We start from the raw sequence: 18,395 nt of genomic DNA, 5'->3' as shown, positions 1-18,395 counted from the left end.
GTATTATGCTGTTAATTCTTCTACCATTTGTTCTTCTGTTTCCAGACGTTTCAACGCTTTTTTGTACTCTGTAGGCATCACTTTTACAAAATTGTCTAAGCTTCCGGCCCAATCGTTTAATAATGCTGTACCTCTTGTACTGTTCGTGTACTGAACGTGTCTTTCGATCAAATTTCTTAAGTCGTCAGCATCATCGCCTTCAACCGTTTCAAATTCGATTGTTTCCGTATTACACAATCCGTTTTTAAATTTGTGTTCAGGATCATAGACATAAGCGATACCACCGCTCATACCTGCTGCAAAGTTACGTCCTGTGTTACCAAGTACTACAACTTTACCTCCGGTCATGTACTCACAACCATGATCTCCAACACCTTCCACTACAGCAATCGCTCCAGAATTACGTACTGCAAATCGCTCTCCGGCTATACCGTTAATATAAGCCTCTCCTTCGATTGCACCAAATAAACAAACGTTTCCAACAATGATATTATTCTCAGCTACAAAAGTTGCTTTTGCAGGCTTTTTGATGATTAATTTAGCTCCGGATAAACCTTTACCTAAATAATCGTTTGTATTTCCTTCTACAGTAAATGTTAGTCCATGAGCACTAAAAGCCCCTAAACTCTGACCTGCAGAACCTGTAAAATTAACATTTAAGGTATCCTCAGGTAATCCAAGGTGACCGTATATTTTAGAAATCTCATTACTTACAATAGCACCAACAGAACGATTAATGTTGTTAATTGGATAAGCTAAAGTCATTTTTTCTTTTCTGTACAAAGCACGGTGAGAATCTCTAAGGATTTGGAAATCCAGTACATTTTCTAAACCATGATCTTGCTTTTCCGTATTACGGATCGGCATTTTCTTGTAAGCATCTGGTCTGTGTAAGATTGAAGATAAATCTAATCCTTTCGCTTTATAATGCTCAATAGCTTTGTTTGAATTGATTTTATCTGTCTGACCTACCATTTCAGCTAACGTTCTGAAACCTAACTGAGCCATAATACCTCTTAATTCTTCTGCAACATAGTAGAAGAAATTAATAACGTGCTCCGGAGTTCCTTTGAAATTTTTACGCAACTCTTTATCCTGAGTAGCAATTCCGACAGGACAAGTATTCAGGTGACATTTACGCATCATAATACAACCCGAAGCTACAAGAGGAGCAGTTGCAAAACCAAATTCTTCAGCTCCTAATAAAGCAGCGATAGCTACGTCACGTCCTGTTTTTAACTGACCGTCACATTCTACAACAATTCTGCTTCTTAAGTTGTTTAACACTAAAGTCTGCTGTGCTTCTGCTAATCCAAGTTCCCACGGAAGACCTGCGTGTTTTAATGATGTTAAAGGAGAAGCTCCTGTTCCTCCGTCATAACCTGCAATCAAAACAACGTCTGCTTTTGCTTTAGCAACACCGGCAGCAATTGTACCAACACCCACTTCAGAAACCAGTTTCACATTGATACGGGCTTCTCTGTTTGCATTTTTCAAGTCGAAGATTAATTGTGCCAAATCTTCAATAGAGTAAATATCGTGGTGTGGCGGGGGAGAAATCAATCCTACGAAAGGAGTTGAGTTTCGTGCTTCTGCAATCCATGGCAATACTTTTTCTCCAGGCAACTGACCACCTTCTCCAGGTTTAGCACCCTGAGCCATTTTAATCTGTATTTCTTTTGCATTTGTCAAATAGTGAGAAGTAACTCCAAAACGTCCGGAAGCAACCTGTTTGATAGCCGAATTACGGCTGTCACCATTGATATCCGGCTGGAAACGCTTTCTGTCTTCCCCACCTTCTCCTGAATTGGATTTTCCTCCAATACGATTCATTGCAATCGCTAAATTTTCGTGTGCTTCTCTTGAAATCGATCCGTAAGACATTGCACCCGTTTTAAAGCGTTTTACAATTTCTGTCCAAGGCTCTACTTCTTCTAATGGAATTGGATTTAAATTATCAAATTCAAATAATCCACGAATGGTCATTAGACTCTTAGCCTGATCGTTGATTGTATTTGAATACACATCATAACTATCCTGATCACTCAATCGAACTGCCTGCTGTAATTTTGCAATCGTAGTAGGATTAAACAAGTGTCTTTCTCCGTTACGTCTCCATCTGTATTCTCCTCCAATATTTAAACCTAATCTGCTTGAAATTAGTTTATCAGGATAAGCATATTTGTATCTTTCTGTAATTTCTTTTTCAATTTCGTATAAACCAATACCTTCAATTCTTGAAGTGGTATATGGGAAATATTTCTCAACAAATTTAGAATTGAATCCAACAATTTCAAAAATCTGAGAACCTCTGTACGAATGTAAAGTTGAGATTCCGATTTTATTCATAATCTTCAAAATTCCTGAACCAATTGCTTTATTGAAATTATCAACCGCTTTTTGTTCTGAAATTCCGGTAATAAATCCTTCCTTAACCTGAACACGGATAATTTCATTTACCATATAAGGATTGATCGCACTAGCACCGTATCCAAATAATGTAGCAAAATGATGCGGCTCACGAGGCTCTGCAGATTCCATGATAATATCAAAATAAGAACGCTTACGCAAACGGTTCATCTGATGATTTACATATGAACAAGCCAATAAAGCCGGGATTGGAGCAAACTCTTTATTCACTCCTCTGTCAGAAAGAATAATAATATTAGTTCCTCTTTCTACCGCTTTTGTAATTTGCACAATAATAGCATCCAAAGCATTTTCCAAACCGTTCATACCCTCAGCTTTAGGATATAAAATTTTAAAAGTTTCTGCTTTGAAGTTATCTATAGAAATAGTTCTGATTTTTTCTAAGTCACCGTTAGAAATGACCGGATTCTGAATTCTTAATTTACGGCATTGCTTACTTGTAATATCAAAAATATTACGATCCTGACCTAAGTTCAAAGCAATATCAGTCACAATTTCTTCACGAATACCATCCAAAGGCGGATTCGTTACCTGAGCGAATAATTGTTTGAAGTAATTAGGAATCAACTGTGGTCTGTCTGATAATACCGCAAGAGGCGTATCAATTCCCATTGAACCCAATGCTTCTTTACCTGTTTGAGCCATAGGAGTAATTACATCCTGAATATCTTCTAAAGTATAATTAAAAAGACGCTCTCTTGTAGGCAGATCACTAGTTTCAACTGGGCAAACATCTGATGTTTCAGGAACATCTCTTAAGTGTAATCTGTATTGGTTTAACCATTCCTGATAAGGTCTTTCAGAAACAATTTTACTTTTAATTTCTTCGTCATTGATTATACGCCCTTCATTCATATCCACAAGGAACATTTTTCCTGGCTCTAATCTACCATGACTTTCAACGTCTTCTGCTGGTACTTCAACAACTCCAATTTCAGAAGCCATTATTAATTTACCGCTTTTTGTAACTGTATATCTTGAAGGTCTTAATCCGTTACGATCTAACAATGCCCCTACATAATCCCCATCTGAAAACGGCACAGAGGCAGGACCATCCCATGGCTCCATAATACAAGCATTGTACTCATAGAATGCTTTTCTTTCAGGAGACATTGTTTTGTGTTTTTCCCATGCCTCAGGAATCATCATCATCATTACTTCAGGTAATGATCTTCCGGTATGTGTTAACAATTCCACCACCATATCCATAGAAGCTGAATCTGATTTTCCTGGTAAAATGATTGGGAATAATTTATCGATTTGTGGTCCGAAAACCTCGCTTTTCATAATTTCCTCACGAACACGCATTCTGCTCACGTTACCACGCAAAGTATTGATCTCACCATTTTGGCACATGTATCTAAATGGCTGGGCCAATTCCCAGGTAGGCATCGTATTAGTAGAAAAACGCTGGTGAACTAAAGCCAAACGTGTTACTAAATCCGTTTGTTGTAAATCAGTATAATATGGACCAATATCTTCAGGCATAATAATACCTTTATATATTATAGTCGTTGTAGATAAACTTGGAAGATAAAAATACGAGCTTTGTGATATCTTAGAATGTCTGATGCTATGCTCAGTAATCTTACGCGCTGCATATAATTTTGCTTTAAAAACAGCATCTTCAATAGCTTCGTTTTTTCCAATAAAGATTTGTTCAATAGTTGGCTCTGATGCTAAAGCGATTTCACCTAGTTGAGAAGAGTCAACCGGTACTTCTCTCCATCCTAAAACAGAAAGTCCCTGTGCTTTAATTTCTTTTTCAAAAACCTCTTTACAAAAATCGTATTGATTTTTAATTTTTGGTAAAAATACCATTCCAACAGCATACTCACGTGCAGCAGGCAATTCAAAATCACATATCCTCTTGAAATAATCATGAGGAATATCAATTAAAAGTCCAGCTCCATCCCCTGTTTTTCCATCAGCACTCACTCCACCTCTGTGTTCCAGCTTAACTAGAATCTCAAGAGCGTCATGAATAATTTGGTTTGTCTTTTCTCCTTTAAGATTGCAGATAAAACCAGCTCCGCAGTTTTCATGCTCGAATTCTGGCAAATAAAGGCCTTGTTCTTTTAGTTTCATTCTTGATATTTTTTTTACAAAAATAAAGATTTCATTAAATATAATGTACCAAAATTATACTTTGCCTTATATTTTTATAGGAATATTAGAAAAAGGGTTCTTAAATGATAATAATATTATAGAACCCATTGTGAATTGCCAAAATCACAATTCGTTTTAAATTATATTAAGAAAAATCAACAATTAGCTCTTAAAATACGTTGCTTTTATGTTAATTCTAAAACGATATAGCGGTTTAGAATTAACAATAAAGATATTTTAGCTTAATCTTTTTTTGACTTTAATTAAATTAATTTAACAAAGTGGGATTGGTTTATTATTAATTAAAAAAGATTTTAGTTTTTAGTTCAATTTTGCTACTTTTGTCGCACTTTTATTCTGAAATAAATTCAGAACCAGACAAATTCTATATTATGAACATACACGAATATCAAGGAAAAGAAATTCTAGCGAGTTACGGAGTACGCATTCAACGCGGAATTGTAGCTAACAATGCGGTTGAAGCTGTTGCTGCTGCAAAACAATTAACTGCTGAAACCGGAACAGGATGGCATGTAATTAAAGCACAAATTCACGCGGGTGGACGTGGAAAAGGTGGTGGAGTTAAGCTAGCTAAAAATTTACAACAAGTTGAAGAAATTGCAGGACAAATTATCGGAATGCAATTAATTACTCCTCAAACTTCTGCTGAGGGTAAAAAAGTAAACAAAGTTTTAGTAGCTGAAGATGTTTACTATCCTGGTGAAAGTGAAACTTCTGAATTTTATGTTTCTGTTTTATTAAATAGAGCTACAGGTCGCAATATGATCATGTATTCTACTGAAGGTGGAATGGATATCGAAGAAGTTGCTGAACACACGCCACACTTAATTTTTACTGAAGAAGTAGATCCTTCTGTTGGATTACAAGGTTTTCAGGCAAGAAGAATTGCTTTCAATTTAGGTCTTTCTGGAAATGCTTTTAAAGAAATGGTGAAATTCATCGATGCATTATACAATGCTTACATTGGTTCTGATGCTTCTATGTTCGAAATCAACCCAGTTCTTAAAACATCTGATAATAAAATTATGGCTGTTGATGCTAAAGTAAATATCGATGATAATGCTTTATACAGACAACCAAAATATGCTGAAATGCGTGATATTCGTGAGGAGAATCCAATCGAAGTTGAAGCTAAAGAAGTTGGTCTAAACTATGTTGACCTTGACGGTACTGTAGGATGTATGGTAAACGGAGCTGGTCTTGCTATGGCTACTATGGACTTAATTAAATATGCTGGTTTCGAGCCTGCTAACTTCCTTGACGTAGGAGGAACTGCTGATGCTAAGCGTGTTGAAACAGCTTTCCGTATCATCTTGAAAGACCCAAACGTAAAAGCGATTTTAATTAACATCTTTGGAGGAATCGTTCGTTGTGACCGTGTTGCTCAGGGTGTTGTTGACGCTTACAAAAACATGGGAGATGCTATCAATGTGCCAATCATTGTTCGTTTGCAAGGAACTAACGCTGAAATTGCAAAAGAATTAATTGACAACTCTGGTATGCCAATCTTATCTGCAGTCCAATTTCAGGAAGCTGCTGACCAGGTTAAAGCTGCTTTATCTTAATCAAATAAGAAATTAGTTATATAAAAAAATCCTAAGCTTGACTTAGGATTTTTTGTTTTTAGTTGTCTTGTTATTATTTTAAAACAGTTGCCAGTTCCACAATTTCAAATTCAGGATTATGTTCCACAAATTCCCTAATCATTGCTGTATGTCCGGCTCCTAATAAAACCATTATTTTATCATCTTGACTTTCAGTAAGTTTTTGAATTAAAGCATACATATACAAATTCCTTCTATACCATTCAGAAACTAAAAAGGCTCCAACAAAATTATCTTTCTTTCCACCTTTAATAGCGGTTTGAAGATACCAGCCAATATTGCCTTCAATTGATGCTTTTGTATTTGTATCCAAAAGCAATTCAGTCAAAGAATACTTCGTAATCTTTTTATTGTGATCTGTTTGATAATACTTCATTGTTTCTTCATTCTTCCTGATTAAATCCAATTGATTGGCTTCTTTCATTCCTTTTACCAAACTCTCATACGGAAAATCAGCATTGTTGTAATCAATTCCATAAAGTTTTTTATGCCCAAGTTTCTTAGCCGATCTTAAGGCCAATTGAACTATCTCATCTGCATCTTTGTGCAGTAAACTATCCGTATTTTTATTGTAGAATTTATCCAGATTGTCTTGTTTTTCATAATTCCATTCAATAAAAATTTTATCCGGACCAAACTTCTTAATCTTATTAGTTATGTTTTCCAATTCTTTCTGGCTCTTGTCTGACATTACATTAAAGGTATTTACTTTGGCAACATCAAGTCCCGGATTCTCAAAATGGAAAGTTCCTAGTAATAATATTTGCTTCTTCTTTGATTGAGCAGAAACAGTGTTGAATACAATTGTCAAAACTAATAATAAAGCGATTTTTTTCATGATGATTTGTTTTAAATTTATCACAAATGTACATTTGCTTTTCGGCTAAATTTTTAGTTTTTGATGAACACCAAATTCCAAATCACTAACATTGGAAATTTGGTATTGAAAATTTTCATGTATTGTTTTTGACAGTTCATCCCGAAAAATAATCGTTTTATATAAATATCGTATTCATGTAAACTCATAGTTGTATTTTTGAAGGAATAATAAAATCATTATGAAGCTAAAAATTCCTTTCTATTATCATATCATACTTTTCCTGGGACTATTTATCACTTTCTATCTTTGGGATATTGGAGTAAATAATCGCGAAATGGATTTTGTTTTCAGCACTATGTATTTCTCATTTAATGTGACTTTTATTCTGTCAATTTTTATCGTTTATATTCTTAATTTTTATACTTTTTGTGATTGGTTTTTTAATAACAAGAAAATAGTATTCTACCTATTGAGTATTCCTGTTTCATTATTGATTTTTGCGGGAATTCGTTATTTTTTACAGGAAGTTATCGTTTTTGAACTTACAGGAATTCATAATTATGCTGAAAAAACAAGAGAAGTAACGTATTATATCCGTGACAATTTCTTCTTTGGTTTACCAGCTATTATTTTAAGTGCTTTAAGCTATTTATTTTGGCAATTTCAGAATACATACAAACTAAATCAACAATTGATTTTAGAGAATAAAAAAGCCGAATTACAAATGCTGAAATCTCAGGTAAGTCCACATTTTTTGTTTAATACTCTGAATTCATTTTATAGCCAGCTGATTTTGAAAGAGGATCAAATGGCTTCGGATATCTTGGTCTTGTCCGATTTGCTTCGTTACGTCATTACAGAAACAGATAAAGAAGAGGTTTTACTCTCTAAAGAAATTCAGTTTATAGAAAATTATATTCATTTACAGAAGAAAAGATTTGAAGATCAGCTCTATTTAAATTTTGAGATTGAAGGAAATTACACGACCGAAAAAATTATTCCGGCTGCCTTAATACATTTCGTCGAAAATGTTTTTAAACATGGAAAACTTAATAATTGTGATGAAAAAGCAATTATTTCAATCAAAATAAAAGACGATTTCTTAGCAATTTCTACCTTTAATTACAATGTTGGAGGCGAAAATTATTCTTCGACCGGAATTGGTTTTGAGAATCTTACCAAACGTTTGGAATATGCATACAAAGATCAATTTATACTTGAGAAAACGTCAGAAAACAATACCTTTAAAACGTATTTAAAAATTCCTTTAAACAACTAATCATGAAACTTAAATGTATCATTGTGGATGATGAACCACCGGCAACCCGTATCTTAAAAAGCTATGTTGAGAAAGTTTCCTTTCTTGAAGAAGTGGGCATTTTTAATGATTCCTTAAAAGCTTTGGAGTTTTTAAATTCAAATAAAGTCGATGTTATTTTTTTGGATATCCAAATGCCGCAATTAACAGGTTTGCAGATTTCCAGAATTATTTCTAAAGATATCAAAGTCATTTTTACAACGGCATATCCTGACTTTGCCTTAGAAGGTTTCGAATTAAATGCTACTGATTATTTATTGAAACCCATTGCTTTTGAACGCTTTTATCAGGCTGCCACCAAATTGATTGAAGAGCCAAAAAAAGAATCAGAAACAATTAATAATTCATCTGATTTTATTTTTGTAAAAACTGATGGCAAAAATAAATTTCAGAAATTGCTTTTAGAGGAAATTTTGTATGTAGAAAGTCTTCAGAATTATGTTTGTATTCATACTAAAAAACAGCAAATTATCACACATTCTTCTTTAAAAAACATAATCGAATCATTGCCGGAAAGAAATTTCATTCAGATACATAAATCCTATGTTATCGCTTTAAAACAAATCGAATCTACAGACAGTTTTTCTGTTTTTATTAATGGAAAAGAATTGCCGATTGGTGCTACGTTCAAAGATGCTTTCTTTTATAGAATCGACCAGAATAAGATATAAAAAAACCATTCTTAGCGAATGGTTTTTTGAATGTAAAATCGAAGATGCATTGTATAAAACACATCTGAATTTTTATTTCTTATTCTTACCGTTTTTGTAAACTACTTTTTCTACAACAGATGGTTTTCCATTTCCTTTTGGAAATTCTTTCTTTTTAGTTTTTTTAGCTGCCGAACCAGACTTTGAGGGACTTTGATCTCCTCTTCCTCTTTCGCTGTCTTTTGGCGCAGCTTTAAACTCAGGTCTTTCTTTCGTATTATCTTTCTTCGGAATTTCAGCTTTATGCTTCGCCAAAACATCATTTGGATTCTTTGGATTTTCTTTCGTTCCTCTTAAATGAATAACTAGTCCGTTTAGAAAGTTACGCAAAACCTGATCGCCGCATTCCATATAGTTAGGATGATCTTCTGCTCTGAAAAAAGCACCTAATTCTGATTTTGTAATTCTAAAATCTACTAATTCTAAAATTTCAACTATTTGATCATCACGGAGCATTAAAGCCACGCGAAGTTTTTTTAAGATATCGTTGTTTGTCATTTTTTGTTTTGTTTCGGGTTTGAGGTTTCAAGTGTTATTTGTTCTTCCTCAGCATCGTTTATTTTGCAAAGGTACACTATTTTAAAAGGAAATATTAGAATAAAATCACTCCTGTTCCTGCTCTGTCCGGATAATAAGTTTTCCCGTTTTTTATTGTTACACCGTCCGCAATATCTTCTGCTAATAATAATGAGCCATCCATGTCAACATAATCTAATTCCGGCAACAAATGCGCTATTGCTGAAATTCCGACAGTAGATTCTGTCATACAGCCCACCATTGTTTTTAGTCCCCGTTTTTTAGATTCGGCAATCATTCTTCTTCCCGGAGTAATTCCTCCGCATTTCATCAATTTTATGTTTACACCATGAAAATGATTGTGACATTTGGCGATATCTTCTTCTGCAATACAATTTTCATCGGCTATAACAGGCAAAACAGCATTTTCAAAAACTTCTTTATGCCCATACCAATCATCCGCTTTCAAGGGCTGTTCAATAAATTCAACACCTAAGTTTTTCAGAATAATTGCATTTTTCAGGGTTTCATCAACAGTCCAGGCGCAATTGGCATCAACCCTAAAAATGGCATTGGTGTGTTTTCGCAATTCGGTTACAATTTCAATATCCTCAGGAGTTCCTAACTTTATTTTATAAATCGGCCATGGAAATCCTTTCATCTTCAAGACCATGTTTTCAATAGTGTCTATCCCAATGGTATAATTCGTTAATGGATTATGGCTAATATCATAATTCCATAATTCATATAACTTTTTACCCTTTTTTCGTGCATACAAATCATTATAGGCATTATCCAGGGCACATAACGCAAAAGGATTGTCTTTTAAAAACGGATTTATTTTCAACCAAAATTCTTCTGGAGTTTCATCATGCGATTCTTCTACAATAGCACGGATTTTTTCAATATCCTGCTGCAAAATTTCTATAGTAATGTTGTAATACGGATTCGAAGTAGCTTCACCATATCCTGAAAATCCATCATCCTGTAATTCTACTATTAGTGAAGGCTGAAAATCGATAGATTTCCTTGAAATTCTAAAAGTGTGTTTTAGCTTTAGATTATAAGTTCTTAAGATTAATTTCATACACAAACACTTTTACAATTTATTTTAAACCGGCTTCGACGATTTTAATACTTCAGACATGGCATTCGCCTTTAGCAAACATTCTTCATATTCTTTTTCAGGAACAGACTGAGCCGTAATAGCACTTCCAACAGAAAACGAAACATATTTATTTTCCTGATTATATAAAATACTTCTAATTACAACATTAAAATCAAAATCGCCTTCTGGAGTAAAATAACCTACTGCACCGCTATACAAACCTCGTTTGGTTTCTTCCAGATTTTCAATAATTTTCATGACCGAAATTTTTGGAGCTCCCGTCATACTACCCATTGGAAAAGTTGTTTTTAAAACATCCACGGCAGAATATTGAGGATCTAATTTTGAAGTTACTGTAGAAATCATTTGATGTACCTGCAAGAAGGAATAAATTTTGCAGAGTTCCTTAACTTCTACTGAACCTTTTTGTGCTGTGTGCGATAAATCATTTCGAACCAAATCGGTTATCATGATATTTTCAGCACGTTCTTTTCCATCGTTTTCAAGATTTTGTTTTGATTCTTCATCCTGAATCAAATCTGAAAATCGTTTTGAGGTGCCTTTTATCGGCTGTGAAATAATGGTATCCCCCGTTTTTTTAAGATAACGTTCCGGAGAAGCAGAAAGCAAAAACTGTTTATTGTTTTTAAAGAAAACCGAAAAAGGCGCTTTTGAAATCTCATTCAGTTTTTGAAATTTTTCCAATGGATTGATAATAGCATTTTCGGCAAAAAATTCCATACAAAAATTAGCTTCGTACATATCACCTGCGTGAATGTGTTCCAGCATTTTTATTACTTTTTGAAGATATAATTCTTTTGAAATTCGTTGTTGCACTTGTACTCTGTCCAACGTTTCGAAAGAATCATTTTTACTTTTAATAATTTCCTCAAAATCCTCTTCAACCTCATCGTCACAAAGCAACAAATAGCTGATTTCAAGTTGATTCCCTTTCAATAAAAAAATTTTTTTTGGCTGATAGAAAAATAAATCCGGGAAATTCAATCCGTCAAAATTGGATGATTTTAAAGATTCTGTATCATTTTTAAGATCATAAGACAAATAACCAAAAAGCCAGTCTTTTGTGGTTTGCTGGTACTGTTTTAAATCCTCAAACGCATTATGAAAATCTGTTTTTAAGGATGTAAAAGCATCAACAGCCATCATACAATCAAAGCTTGAATATTCTTGCGGATACGTATTACTATCCAAAAAAATAACCTCTCGAAATTGTTGTGACCAACTTAAAAGCTGTTGCTTAAACTGCTCCGGATCGGGAATGTGCTTGTGAATGGAAACTCTCAAAAATGAATCAATTTTAGATTTCAAAATTACGACAAAAAAATTCCTTCAATAAAGTAATCTTAAAAAAATATTGGCACACTTTTTAGTATATCGAATTAATATTCATTATTAAAAATTTTCCTGCTATTTGATTAAAACATTACATATCCTTTATACAAAATTTATTTATTAATCAACTTTTAAAAACTTTATGAAAACAATTGCAAAGTTAGGCGTGACCACCTTAGTAGTTACCGCAGTATTATTTTCCTGTAAAAAAGCAGATGCTACATCTGAAGAAACAGCAGAGTACGCAACAACCGACAGTACAGCTGTTTTATCCAACACCGCTGTTTCATCATCGGCGGCAGTCGAGAAAAAAGACAGTAAGCAAAAATTCATCCGGACAGCTGATATCAAATTCAAGGTTAAAAACGTCGTCAGGTCCACTTATGCAATTGAAAATGCTACCCAGAAATTCGGAGGGTTTGTTACCTATACTAATTTACAAAGCACCATTCAGGACCAGATTAACACCAAAATTAGTCAGGACAGCACGCTTGAAACTACTAAATATTCGGTAGAAAATAACATTACCATCCGCGTTCCGAATACACAGCTCGATACCGTGATAAAAACCATCGCCAAACAAATTGATTTTCTGGATTTCAGGGTAATCAAAGCTGATGATGTTTCCTTAAAATTATTATCCAATCAGCTATCTCAAAAAAGAAGCGCTAATACAGAAAAAAGAGTAGAAAAAGCGATTGATGAAAAGGGAAAAAAATCAATGACATTATGGAGGCCGAAAATACTTTGGCAAACCAAAAAGAATCAAACGATAATCGCACTATAGATAATTTATCGTTACAGGATCAGATTAATTTTAGTACTATCACCTTGCAGCTTTATCAGAATGAAACTATCAGACAGGAGACTATAGCAAGCGAAAAAGACAGTGCTTCCTATAAACCCAATTTAGGTATCCAGATTATTGATGCTTTAAAAAGCGGTTGGTACATATTGCAGGCCATCTTGATTTTCTTTATTAATCTTTGGCCATTTATCTTAATAAGCATTGGGGGATTTTTCCTCTACAAGACGTACATTAAGAAACAATAATCAACAGTTAATCATAATTTCATAATAAAAAATTCGTTATATTTGATATATAATTAAACGAATCCCAAAAACAGATTCGTTTAATTACAAAATTCTTAAAAAAGACACAAAAAAACAATTTGTGATTTAATTTGAGACTTTTCTGTTTGCATCTTTTCCAATAGCTTAATTATATTTTTTAACCTTAAAAAATCCTAAGTATTATGAAAATTGCTACTATTATTGTTCGCGTTTTAATCGGCCTTTTGCTACTTTTCGCTTCCATCAGCTTTTTCTTTAAGCTGGCACCTGAACCAGAAGTAACCGGAAATTTTAAAGCTTTTAATGTAGGTCTTGTTGCATCAACTTACTTACTGCCTCTGGCAAAATCTATTGAATTACTCTGCGGAATCGCTTTCGTCACAGGGCGTTTTGTAACATTAGCCAATATTTTGATTTTACCTATAACAGTAAATATTCTGTTTATCAATTATTTTCTTGCACCAGAAGGCTTACCAATTGCAGGTTTGTTATTCTTAGGGAACTTATTTTTGATTTACAGATACTGGGATAATTATAAAAGCGTTTTTACTCCATGATTTAGATTCAAATTTAAAATACAAAACCCGACAGACTTTAAGAATCTGCCGGGTTATTTTTTAGTTAGCTTTGTCGTGTTTTACCCAGACTAAATCAGACGTTTTATATCCAATTTCCTGTGCTTTTTTTAAATAAGCCGTTTTAATATTTTCAGGAATTGTAGTTTCTCTCGAAAGTATCCACATGTATTTTAAACTTTCTCCGGCGACCAAAGCATATTTATAATCCTGTTCAACTGCAATTACATTATATCCGGAATAAAAAGGACCAAAAAAGAAACCTTCAACATCCCTATATTTTCTTTTTCGACGAATTTAGCTTTTCCAATACTTTGTTTCCACTTCTCTTTTTCAACCTCATACCCTTTGTTATCTACTTTTATCGTTCCGTTATCATTTAGGGAATATTCGGCAGTTACGTTATTTAAACCCTTTTCATATTTGAAATCCAGTCTGGCAATTTCATACCATTTTCCAAGGTATTTAGCTTTATCAAAATTATTGACAGCAGTTGCTTTTTCCGGAATAGTTGAGCCACAGGAATAAAGCAAAAAAGCGATTCCTACTCCAAGCAAAACTGGAGTTATATATTTATTTTTCATGATGTTGGCTTTTAAAATTAATCAAAGATAACATCTAAAAAAGAAAATCATTTTACAGAATTTTTCATACTTATTACATGCTAAAAAATAAAAAACCGTCAAAATAAAATTCTGACGGTTTCAAAATATGATTTAGTGTAAAAATTATACGTGTAAGGCTCTGTTTTCAGTAGCTGCCAATGCTGCTTCTTTTACTGCTTCTGCAAAAGTTGGGTGTGCATGGCTCATTCTTGAGATATCTTCAGCAGAAGCTTTGAATTCCATTGCTGTAACCGCTTCAGCAATTAAGTCTGCTGTACGGGCACCAATCATGTGAACCCCTAAAACCTCATCTGTTTTTTCATCTGCAAGGATTTTCACGAATCCATCTAAATCGGCACTTGCTCTTGCACGTCCTAACGCTTTGAAGGGGAAACTTCCAGATTTGTAAGCTACTCCAGCTGCTTTCAATTGCTCTTCCGTTTGTCCAACTGCAGCAACTTCTGGCCAGGTGTAAACTACACCAGGAATTAAGTTGTAATCGATATGTGGTTTTTGACCTGCTAAAATTTCAGCAACCATTACTCCTTCTTCTTCCGCTTTGTGCGCTAACATGGCTCCACGAACAACATCTCCAATTGCATAGATATTTGGAACGCTAGTCTGTAAATGATCGTTTACTTCAACCTGTCCTCTGTCTGAAATTTTAACTCCGGCTTTGTCAGCGTTTAACCCGTCTGTGTAAGGACGACGACCAACAGAAACTAATGAATAATCTCCTTCAAGAGTGATCGTTTCTCCTTTTGCATTTTCAGCCTGAACTGTTACAGCATCACCGTTTCTTTCAACTGATTTTACTTTGTGAGAAACGTAGAATTTCATTCCTTGCTTTTTCAATACTTTAGTTAATTCTTTAGACAATGAGCCATCCATTCCCGGAATGATTCTGTCCATGAATTCCACTACAGAAACCTGAGCTCCTAAACGCAAGTAAACTTGCCCAAGCTCGATTCCGATAACTCCCCCACCGATGATAACTAAGTGTTTTGGAACTTCTTTTAAAGCCAAAGCTTCAGTAGAAGTGATGATTCTTTCTTTATCAATTTTAATGAAAGGTAAAGAAGATGGTTTTGATCCTGTAGCAATTACAGTATATTTTGCTTCGATAGTTTCAGATGTTCCATCCGCTTTTGCAACAGCAATGTGAGTTGCATCTACGAAAGACCCTAAACCATTGAAAACAGTAATTTTATTTTTATCCATTAAGTAGTTGATTCCGCCTACAGTTTGATCTACAACGGCTTGCTTGCGCGCGATCATTTTCTCTAAATTGATTTTTACATCTCCGGAAACTTCGATTCCGTGATCTGCAAAATGAGCAATTTCTGCATAATGATGAGAAGATGATAATAATGCTTTTGAAGGAATACAACCTACGTTAAGGCAAGTTCCGCCTAAAGAGTTATATTTTTCTACAATAGCAGTTTTGAAACCTAATTGTGCGCAACGAATTGCTGATACATATCCGCCAGGACCTGAACCTATAATGACTACGTCAAATGAACTCATAGTTTTTCTGTTTTTTATTTTTAGTGCTACAAAATTAAGGAATAAAGTTTTGTTTAAAGTTTAAAGCTTCAGGTTTTTTGTTATGATTTCTTTAATTTTCGAAAAGAAAGTGATTCTTTTTTGGTTTTTTGATTAATGAATTTGGGTTTTATAAAATTGGATAAAATTTAAACTATATTAAATAAAATACGAATCAAAAAGATGGTATAGAAAATAACTAAAATAAATAGAAATGTTCTAATAAATCTTTTTTTATAGGAGACATTCTTATTAAGAAAAATAGCAATTACAGAAGCAAGAAAAGCGAAAAGTAAAGGAAAAGAGATGACAATCCCAAATATAACACTTAGAATTATCCCTGTACTGTTAGCTTCACTATAAGTACCATTTAAATTATATGCTCCTGTTTTTTGCGTTTGGAAAATCAATCCAATTACATTTAATATTAGTAAGACAACAAAAACTAAAAATAATTTTTTATTCGGGATATTTTTCAAAATGAATTCTGTATTAAAATCAATATAGGGTTTGAAATTGTTAAAATATTATTTTCTAAGTATTATTCAGTTTACTGTTTTTTCGACTATACGTAAAGTAAATCAAAAGGCCGATCAACAACCAGATTGTGAAGTAAATCCAGTTCCACACACTTAATTCCGCCATCATATAGAGACAACATATAAGTCCTAAAAGTGGAATTAAAGAAAGATTTTGCCTGAATGCCCAAACAGCTAATCCAACCAGAACAAAAAGGAAAATCCACATTGGAATTTTATGTTTAAACAAGCTGAAACCTGATTCGTATTTTAGAGAATGCCTGATTGGCAATTCTTTTACAACTTCTGCATATTTTACTTCATCGTCCTGATACTGCCCCAATAAATGTTCTAAATCTGCAGTTTCTGTGGTCTTATCATTGACATCTATAGCTTTTAAATAATCGAAAACTTTAACCGTTTCTTCTTTATCCAAAGAAGTTACTATAGAAGTAGCATCGTAAATCTGCGCTTCATTATTAATAAAAGCCATTGTAACTTTGTTATTGAAAGCGAAAGCATAATACAATCCTGCAATCATTAAAACCGGCAGAATGTATTTGGAATTTACATAAGGTGTTTTGAATTTTCCCCTTGGAATTTCAGGTTTATTCTGCAATACCAAAACGCCTGCGCAAACCAGCACAAAGGCAAACAAGGTTCCGATACTGCATAAATCGGTTACCATAGTCAGGTTTAAAAACAAAGCCGGAACAGCAACTACAAAACCCGTTACAATCGTAGCAAAAGAAGGTGTTTTGAATTTTGGATGCACTGTAGAAAATTTCTTTGGCAATAAACCATCACGGCTCATACTCATCCAGATACGAGGCTGACCCATCTGAAAAACCAGTAAAACACTTGCCATGGCAATGACTGCACTTACTGCAATAATTCCGGACATCCATTTTAAGTCTAATTTTTCAAAAACAAATGCTAAAGGATCTCCAACATTTAATTCGTTGTATTTGACCATTCCGGTTAAAACCAATGCGATCGCAATGTATAAGATAGTACAAATAATAATTGCCCACATCATCCCGCGTGGTAAATCACGCTGTGGGTTTTTACATTCTTCTGCGGTTGTTGAAATCGCATCAAAACCTATGTAAGCAAAGAAAACAGCAGAAACTCCTTTTAAAACTCCGCTAACACCATTTGGCGCGAATGGATTCCAATTGGTCGTATCCACATAAAAAACTCCAACAGCAATTACTAAAAGTACAATACAAAGTTTCACTACAACCATTAAGTTACTAGCGTTACGTGATTCCTTCATTCCGCGATACACCAAAGCGGTAATTAATACAATAATAAACAAGGCTGGTAAATCAGCAACAAAATGGAAAGAACCAATTGTTGGCGCTGTAGTCCAGGCCATATAAGCTGCCTGTAATCCTGAATCTAAATTTTCAAAGGTTTTTCCTCCCTGCATCAGGGCCATTGCATCTTTAAAACCGTTTGAAGCGGTTAAATAATCCATCTGAATCCATTGGGGCAAATTTAGTCCCCGACTTTGGAGCAATCCGGTAAAATAATCACTCCAGGATATGGCTACCGTTATATTTCCTACGGCATATTCCATAATTAGCGCCCAACCTATTATCCAGGCAATTAACTCTCCAAAAGCAACATAAGAATAGGTATAAGCACTTCCCGAAACCGGAACCATTGAAGCAAATTCGGCGTAAGCAAAAGCAGCAAAACTACAGGCTAATGCGGTAAATAAAAACAGAAAAATAACAGCTGGTCCGCCATCGGCACTTGCTTTTCCGATGGTGCTAAAAATTCCTGCACCAATAATAGCTGCAATTCCAAATGCAGTTAAATCTCTGGCTGTTAAATGCTTTCCTAATGCATTATGACCGTCTGCTTCATTCTTTGCAACTTGGTTTAAAATATCCTGTACCGTTTTCTTGCGGAATAAACCTGATAACGCCATATGTGATTCTGGTTTTTAAATTAATATATTTCAGACTTTGCGCTTTTATTTTGCAAATAATGCAAAAATTATCCTGAAATCAAATATATAAAACGATTTTGTTTATACCGTGTATCTTTCCTCTCAAATTGCACAAATTTTCTTAAT

Annotated in this window: 13 protein-coding genes and 1 pseudogene; 6 read left to right on the top strand and 8 right to left on the bottom strand. The window is 34.1% G+C overall.

The features are described from left to right. Positions 1-3 precede the first annotated feature (3 nt). Positions 4-4,518, bottom strand: a complete 4,515-nt coding sequence (gene gltB, locus P5P89_RS14735) for a glutamate synthase large subunit (RefSeq protein WP_278009020.1) — start codon at positions 4,516-4,518, stop codon at positions 4-6. 413 nt (positions 4,519-4,931) lie between these two features. On the opposite strand from gltB, the gene sucC reads away from it, so the two are divergent. Continuing rightward, positions 4,932-6,125 (top strand): ADP-forming succinate--CoA ligase subunit beta, encoded by a 1,194-nt coding sequence (gene sucC, locus P5P89_RS14730; protein WP_031453708.1) that lies wholly within the window; start codon positions 4,932-4,934, stop codon positions 6,123-6,125. Between the two features lie 73 nt (positions 6,126-6,198). On the opposite strand, the gene P5P89_RS14725 is transcribed toward sucC, so the two are convergent. Then, positions 6,199-7,002 carry a DUF5694 domain-containing protein gene (locus tag P5P89_RS14725; protein WP_278009019.1) on the bottom strand — a complete coding sequence of 268 codons (804 nt, stop codon included), beginning with the start codon at positions 7,000-7,002 and terminating at the stop codon, positions 6,199-6,201. Between the two features lie 220 nt (positions 7,003-7,222). Here P5P89_RS14725 and P5P89_RS14720 point away from each other — a divergent pair, with 220 nt between their 5' ends. After that, on the top strand, positions 7,223-8,263 hold the full coding sequence (locus P5P89_RS14720) for a sensor histidine kinase (protein WP_278009018.1): 1,041 nt from the start codon (positions 7,223-7,225) through the stop codon (positions 8,261-8,263). 2 nt (positions 8,264-8,265) lie between these two features. Next, the gene (locus tag P5P89_RS14715; RefSeq protein WP_278009017.1) at positions 8,266-8,973 is read left to right on the top strand and encodes a LytR/AlgR family response regulator transcription factor; all 708 of its coding nucleotides are present in this window, start codon (positions 8,266-8,268) and stop codon (positions 8,971-8,973) included. A gap of 72 nt (positions 8,974-9,045) precedes the next feature. On the opposite strand, the gene P5P89_RS14710 is transcribed toward P5P89_RS14715, so the two are convergent. From P5P89_RS14710 to P5P89_RS14700, 3 genes are all read right to left on the bottom strand, one after another. After that, on the bottom strand, positions 9,046-9,510 hold the full coding sequence (locus tag P5P89_RS14710; RefSeq protein WP_278009016.1) for a DUF1456 family protein: 465 nt from the start codon (positions 9,508-9,510) through the stop codon (positions 9,046-9,048). Between the two features lie 94 nt (positions 9,511-9,604). Beyond that, positions 9,605-10,615: a dipeptide epimerase gene (locus P5P89_RS14705; RefSeq protein ID WP_278009015.1), complete on the bottom strand. Its 1,011-nt coding sequence runs from the start codon at positions 10,613-10,615 to the stop codon at positions 9,605-9,607. A gap of 24 nt (positions 10,616-10,639) precedes the next feature. Beyond that, positions 10,640-11,941: an anthranilate synthase component I family protein gene (locus P5P89_RS14700; protein WP_278009014.1), complete on the bottom strand. Its 1,302-nt coding sequence runs from the start codon at positions 11,939-11,941 to the stop codon at positions 10,640-10,642. 190 nt (positions 11,942-12,131) lie between these two features. On the opposite strand from P5P89_RS14700, the gene P5P89_RS14695 reads away from it, so the two are divergent. From P5P89_RS14695 to P5P89_RS14685, 3 genes are all read left to right on the top strand, one after another. Beyond that, positions 12,132-12,776, top strand: a complete 645-nt coding sequence (locus P5P89_RS14695; protein ID WP_278009013.1) for a DUF4349 domain-containing protein — start codon at positions 12,132-12,134, stop codon at positions 12,774-12,776. After that, entirely contained in the window at positions 12,719-13,042 is a 324-nt protein-coding gene (locus P5P89_RS14690) for a DUF4349 domain-containing protein (protein WP_278009012.1), read from the top strand. The genes P5P89_RS14695 and P5P89_RS14690 overlap by 58 nt, the downstream gene beginning before the upstream one ends. Positions 13,043-13,245: 203 nt before the next feature. Continuing rightward, positions 13,246-13,620 (top strand): DoxX family membrane protein, encoded by a 375-nt coding sequence (locus tag P5P89_RS14685; protein WP_163395983.1) that lies wholly within the window; start codon positions 13,246-13,248, stop codon positions 13,618-13,620. A gap of 60 nt (positions 13,621-13,680) precedes the next feature. Here P5P89_RS14685 and P5P89_RS14680 read toward each other — a convergent pair. The 3 genes and pseudogenes from P5P89_RS14680 to P5P89_RS14670 all read right to left on the bottom strand — a co-directional run bounded on the left by P5P89_RS14680 (position 13,681) and on the right by P5P89_RS14670 (position 18,248). Continuing rightward, positions 13,681-14,222, bottom strand: a pseudogene (locus P5P89_RS14680) (lipocalin family protein). A 144-nt stretch (positions 14,223-14,366) separates the two neighbouring features. Then, positions 14,367-15,770, bottom strand: coding sequence for a dihydrolipoyl dehydrogenase (lpdA, locus tag P5P89_RS14675; RefSeq protein ID WP_278009011.1), 1,404 nt, complete (start codon positions 15,768-15,770; stop codon positions 14,367-14,369). Positions 15,771-16,322: 552 nt separating this feature from the next. Continuing rightward, complete coding sequence (locus tag P5P89_RS14670) at positions 16,323-18,248, bottom strand: amino acid permease (RefSeq protein ID WP_278009010.1); 1,926 nt, start codon at positions 18,246-18,248, stop codon at positions 16,323-16,325. Positions 18,249-18,395: the final 147 nt, after the last annotated feature.

The organism is Flavobacterium gyeonganense, assembly GCF_029625295.1.
In the GTDB taxonomy this organism is placed as follows: domain Bacteria; phylum Bacteroidota; class Bacteroidia; order Flavobacteriales; family Flavobacteriaceae; genus Flavobacterium; species Flavobacterium gyeonganense.
The sequence above is the reverse complement of the archived record's forward strand: the minus strand, read 5'-3'. Positions and strand labels throughout refer to the sequence as shown.

What these genes read in the sequence shown, in the direction of transcription:
- gltB (WP_278009020.1), bottom strand. Translation starts at nt 4,518, where the DNA reads ATGAAACTAAAAGAACAAGGCCTTTATTTGCCAGAATTCGAGCATGAA.
- sucC (WP_031453708.1), top strand. Translation starts at nt 4,932, where the DNA reads ATGAACATACACGAATATCAAGGAAAAGAAATTCTAGCGAGTTACGGA.
- P5P89_RS14725 (WP_278009019.1), bottom strand. Translation starts at nt 7,002, where the DNA reads ATGAAAAAAATCGCTTTATTATTAGTTTTGACAATTGTATTCAACACT.
- P5P89_RS14720 (WP_278009018.1), top strand. Translation starts at nt 7,223, where the DNA reads ATGAAGCTAAAAATTCCTTTCTATTATCATATCATACTTTTCCTGGGA.
- P5P89_RS14715 (WP_278009017.1), top strand. Translation starts at nt 8,266, where the DNA reads ATGAAACTTAAATGTATCATTGTGGATGATGAACCACCGGCAACCCGT.
- P5P89_RS14710 (WP_278009016.1), bottom strand. Translation starts at nt 9,510, where the DNA reads ATGACAAACAACGATATCTTAAAAAAACTTCGCGTGGCTTTAATGCTC.
- P5P89_RS14705 (WP_278009015.1), bottom strand. Translation starts at nt 10,615, where the DNA reads ATGAAATTAATCTTAAGAACTTATAATCTAAAGCTAAAACACACTTTT.
- P5P89_RS14695 (WP_278009013.1), top strand. Translation starts at nt 12,132, where the DNA reads ATGAAAACAATTGCAAAGTTAGGCGTGACCACCTTAGTAGTTACCGCA.
- P5P89_RS14690 (WP_278009012.1), top strand. Translation starts at nt 12,719, where the DNA reads ATGGAGGCCGAAAATACTTTGGCAAACCAAAAAGAATCAAACGATAAT.
- P5P89_RS14685 (WP_163395983.1), top strand. Translation starts at nt 13,246, where the DNA reads ATGAAAATTGCTACTATTATTGTTCGCGTTTTAATCGGCCTTTTGCTA.
- lpdA (WP_278009011.1), bottom strand. Translation starts at nt 15,770, where the DNA reads ATGAGTTCATTTGACGTAGTCATTATAGGTTCAGGTCCTGGCGGATAT.
- P5P89_RS14670 (WP_278009010.1), bottom strand. Translation starts at nt 18,248, where the DNA reads ATGGCGTTATCAGGTTTATTCCGCAAGAAAACGGTACAGGATATTTTA.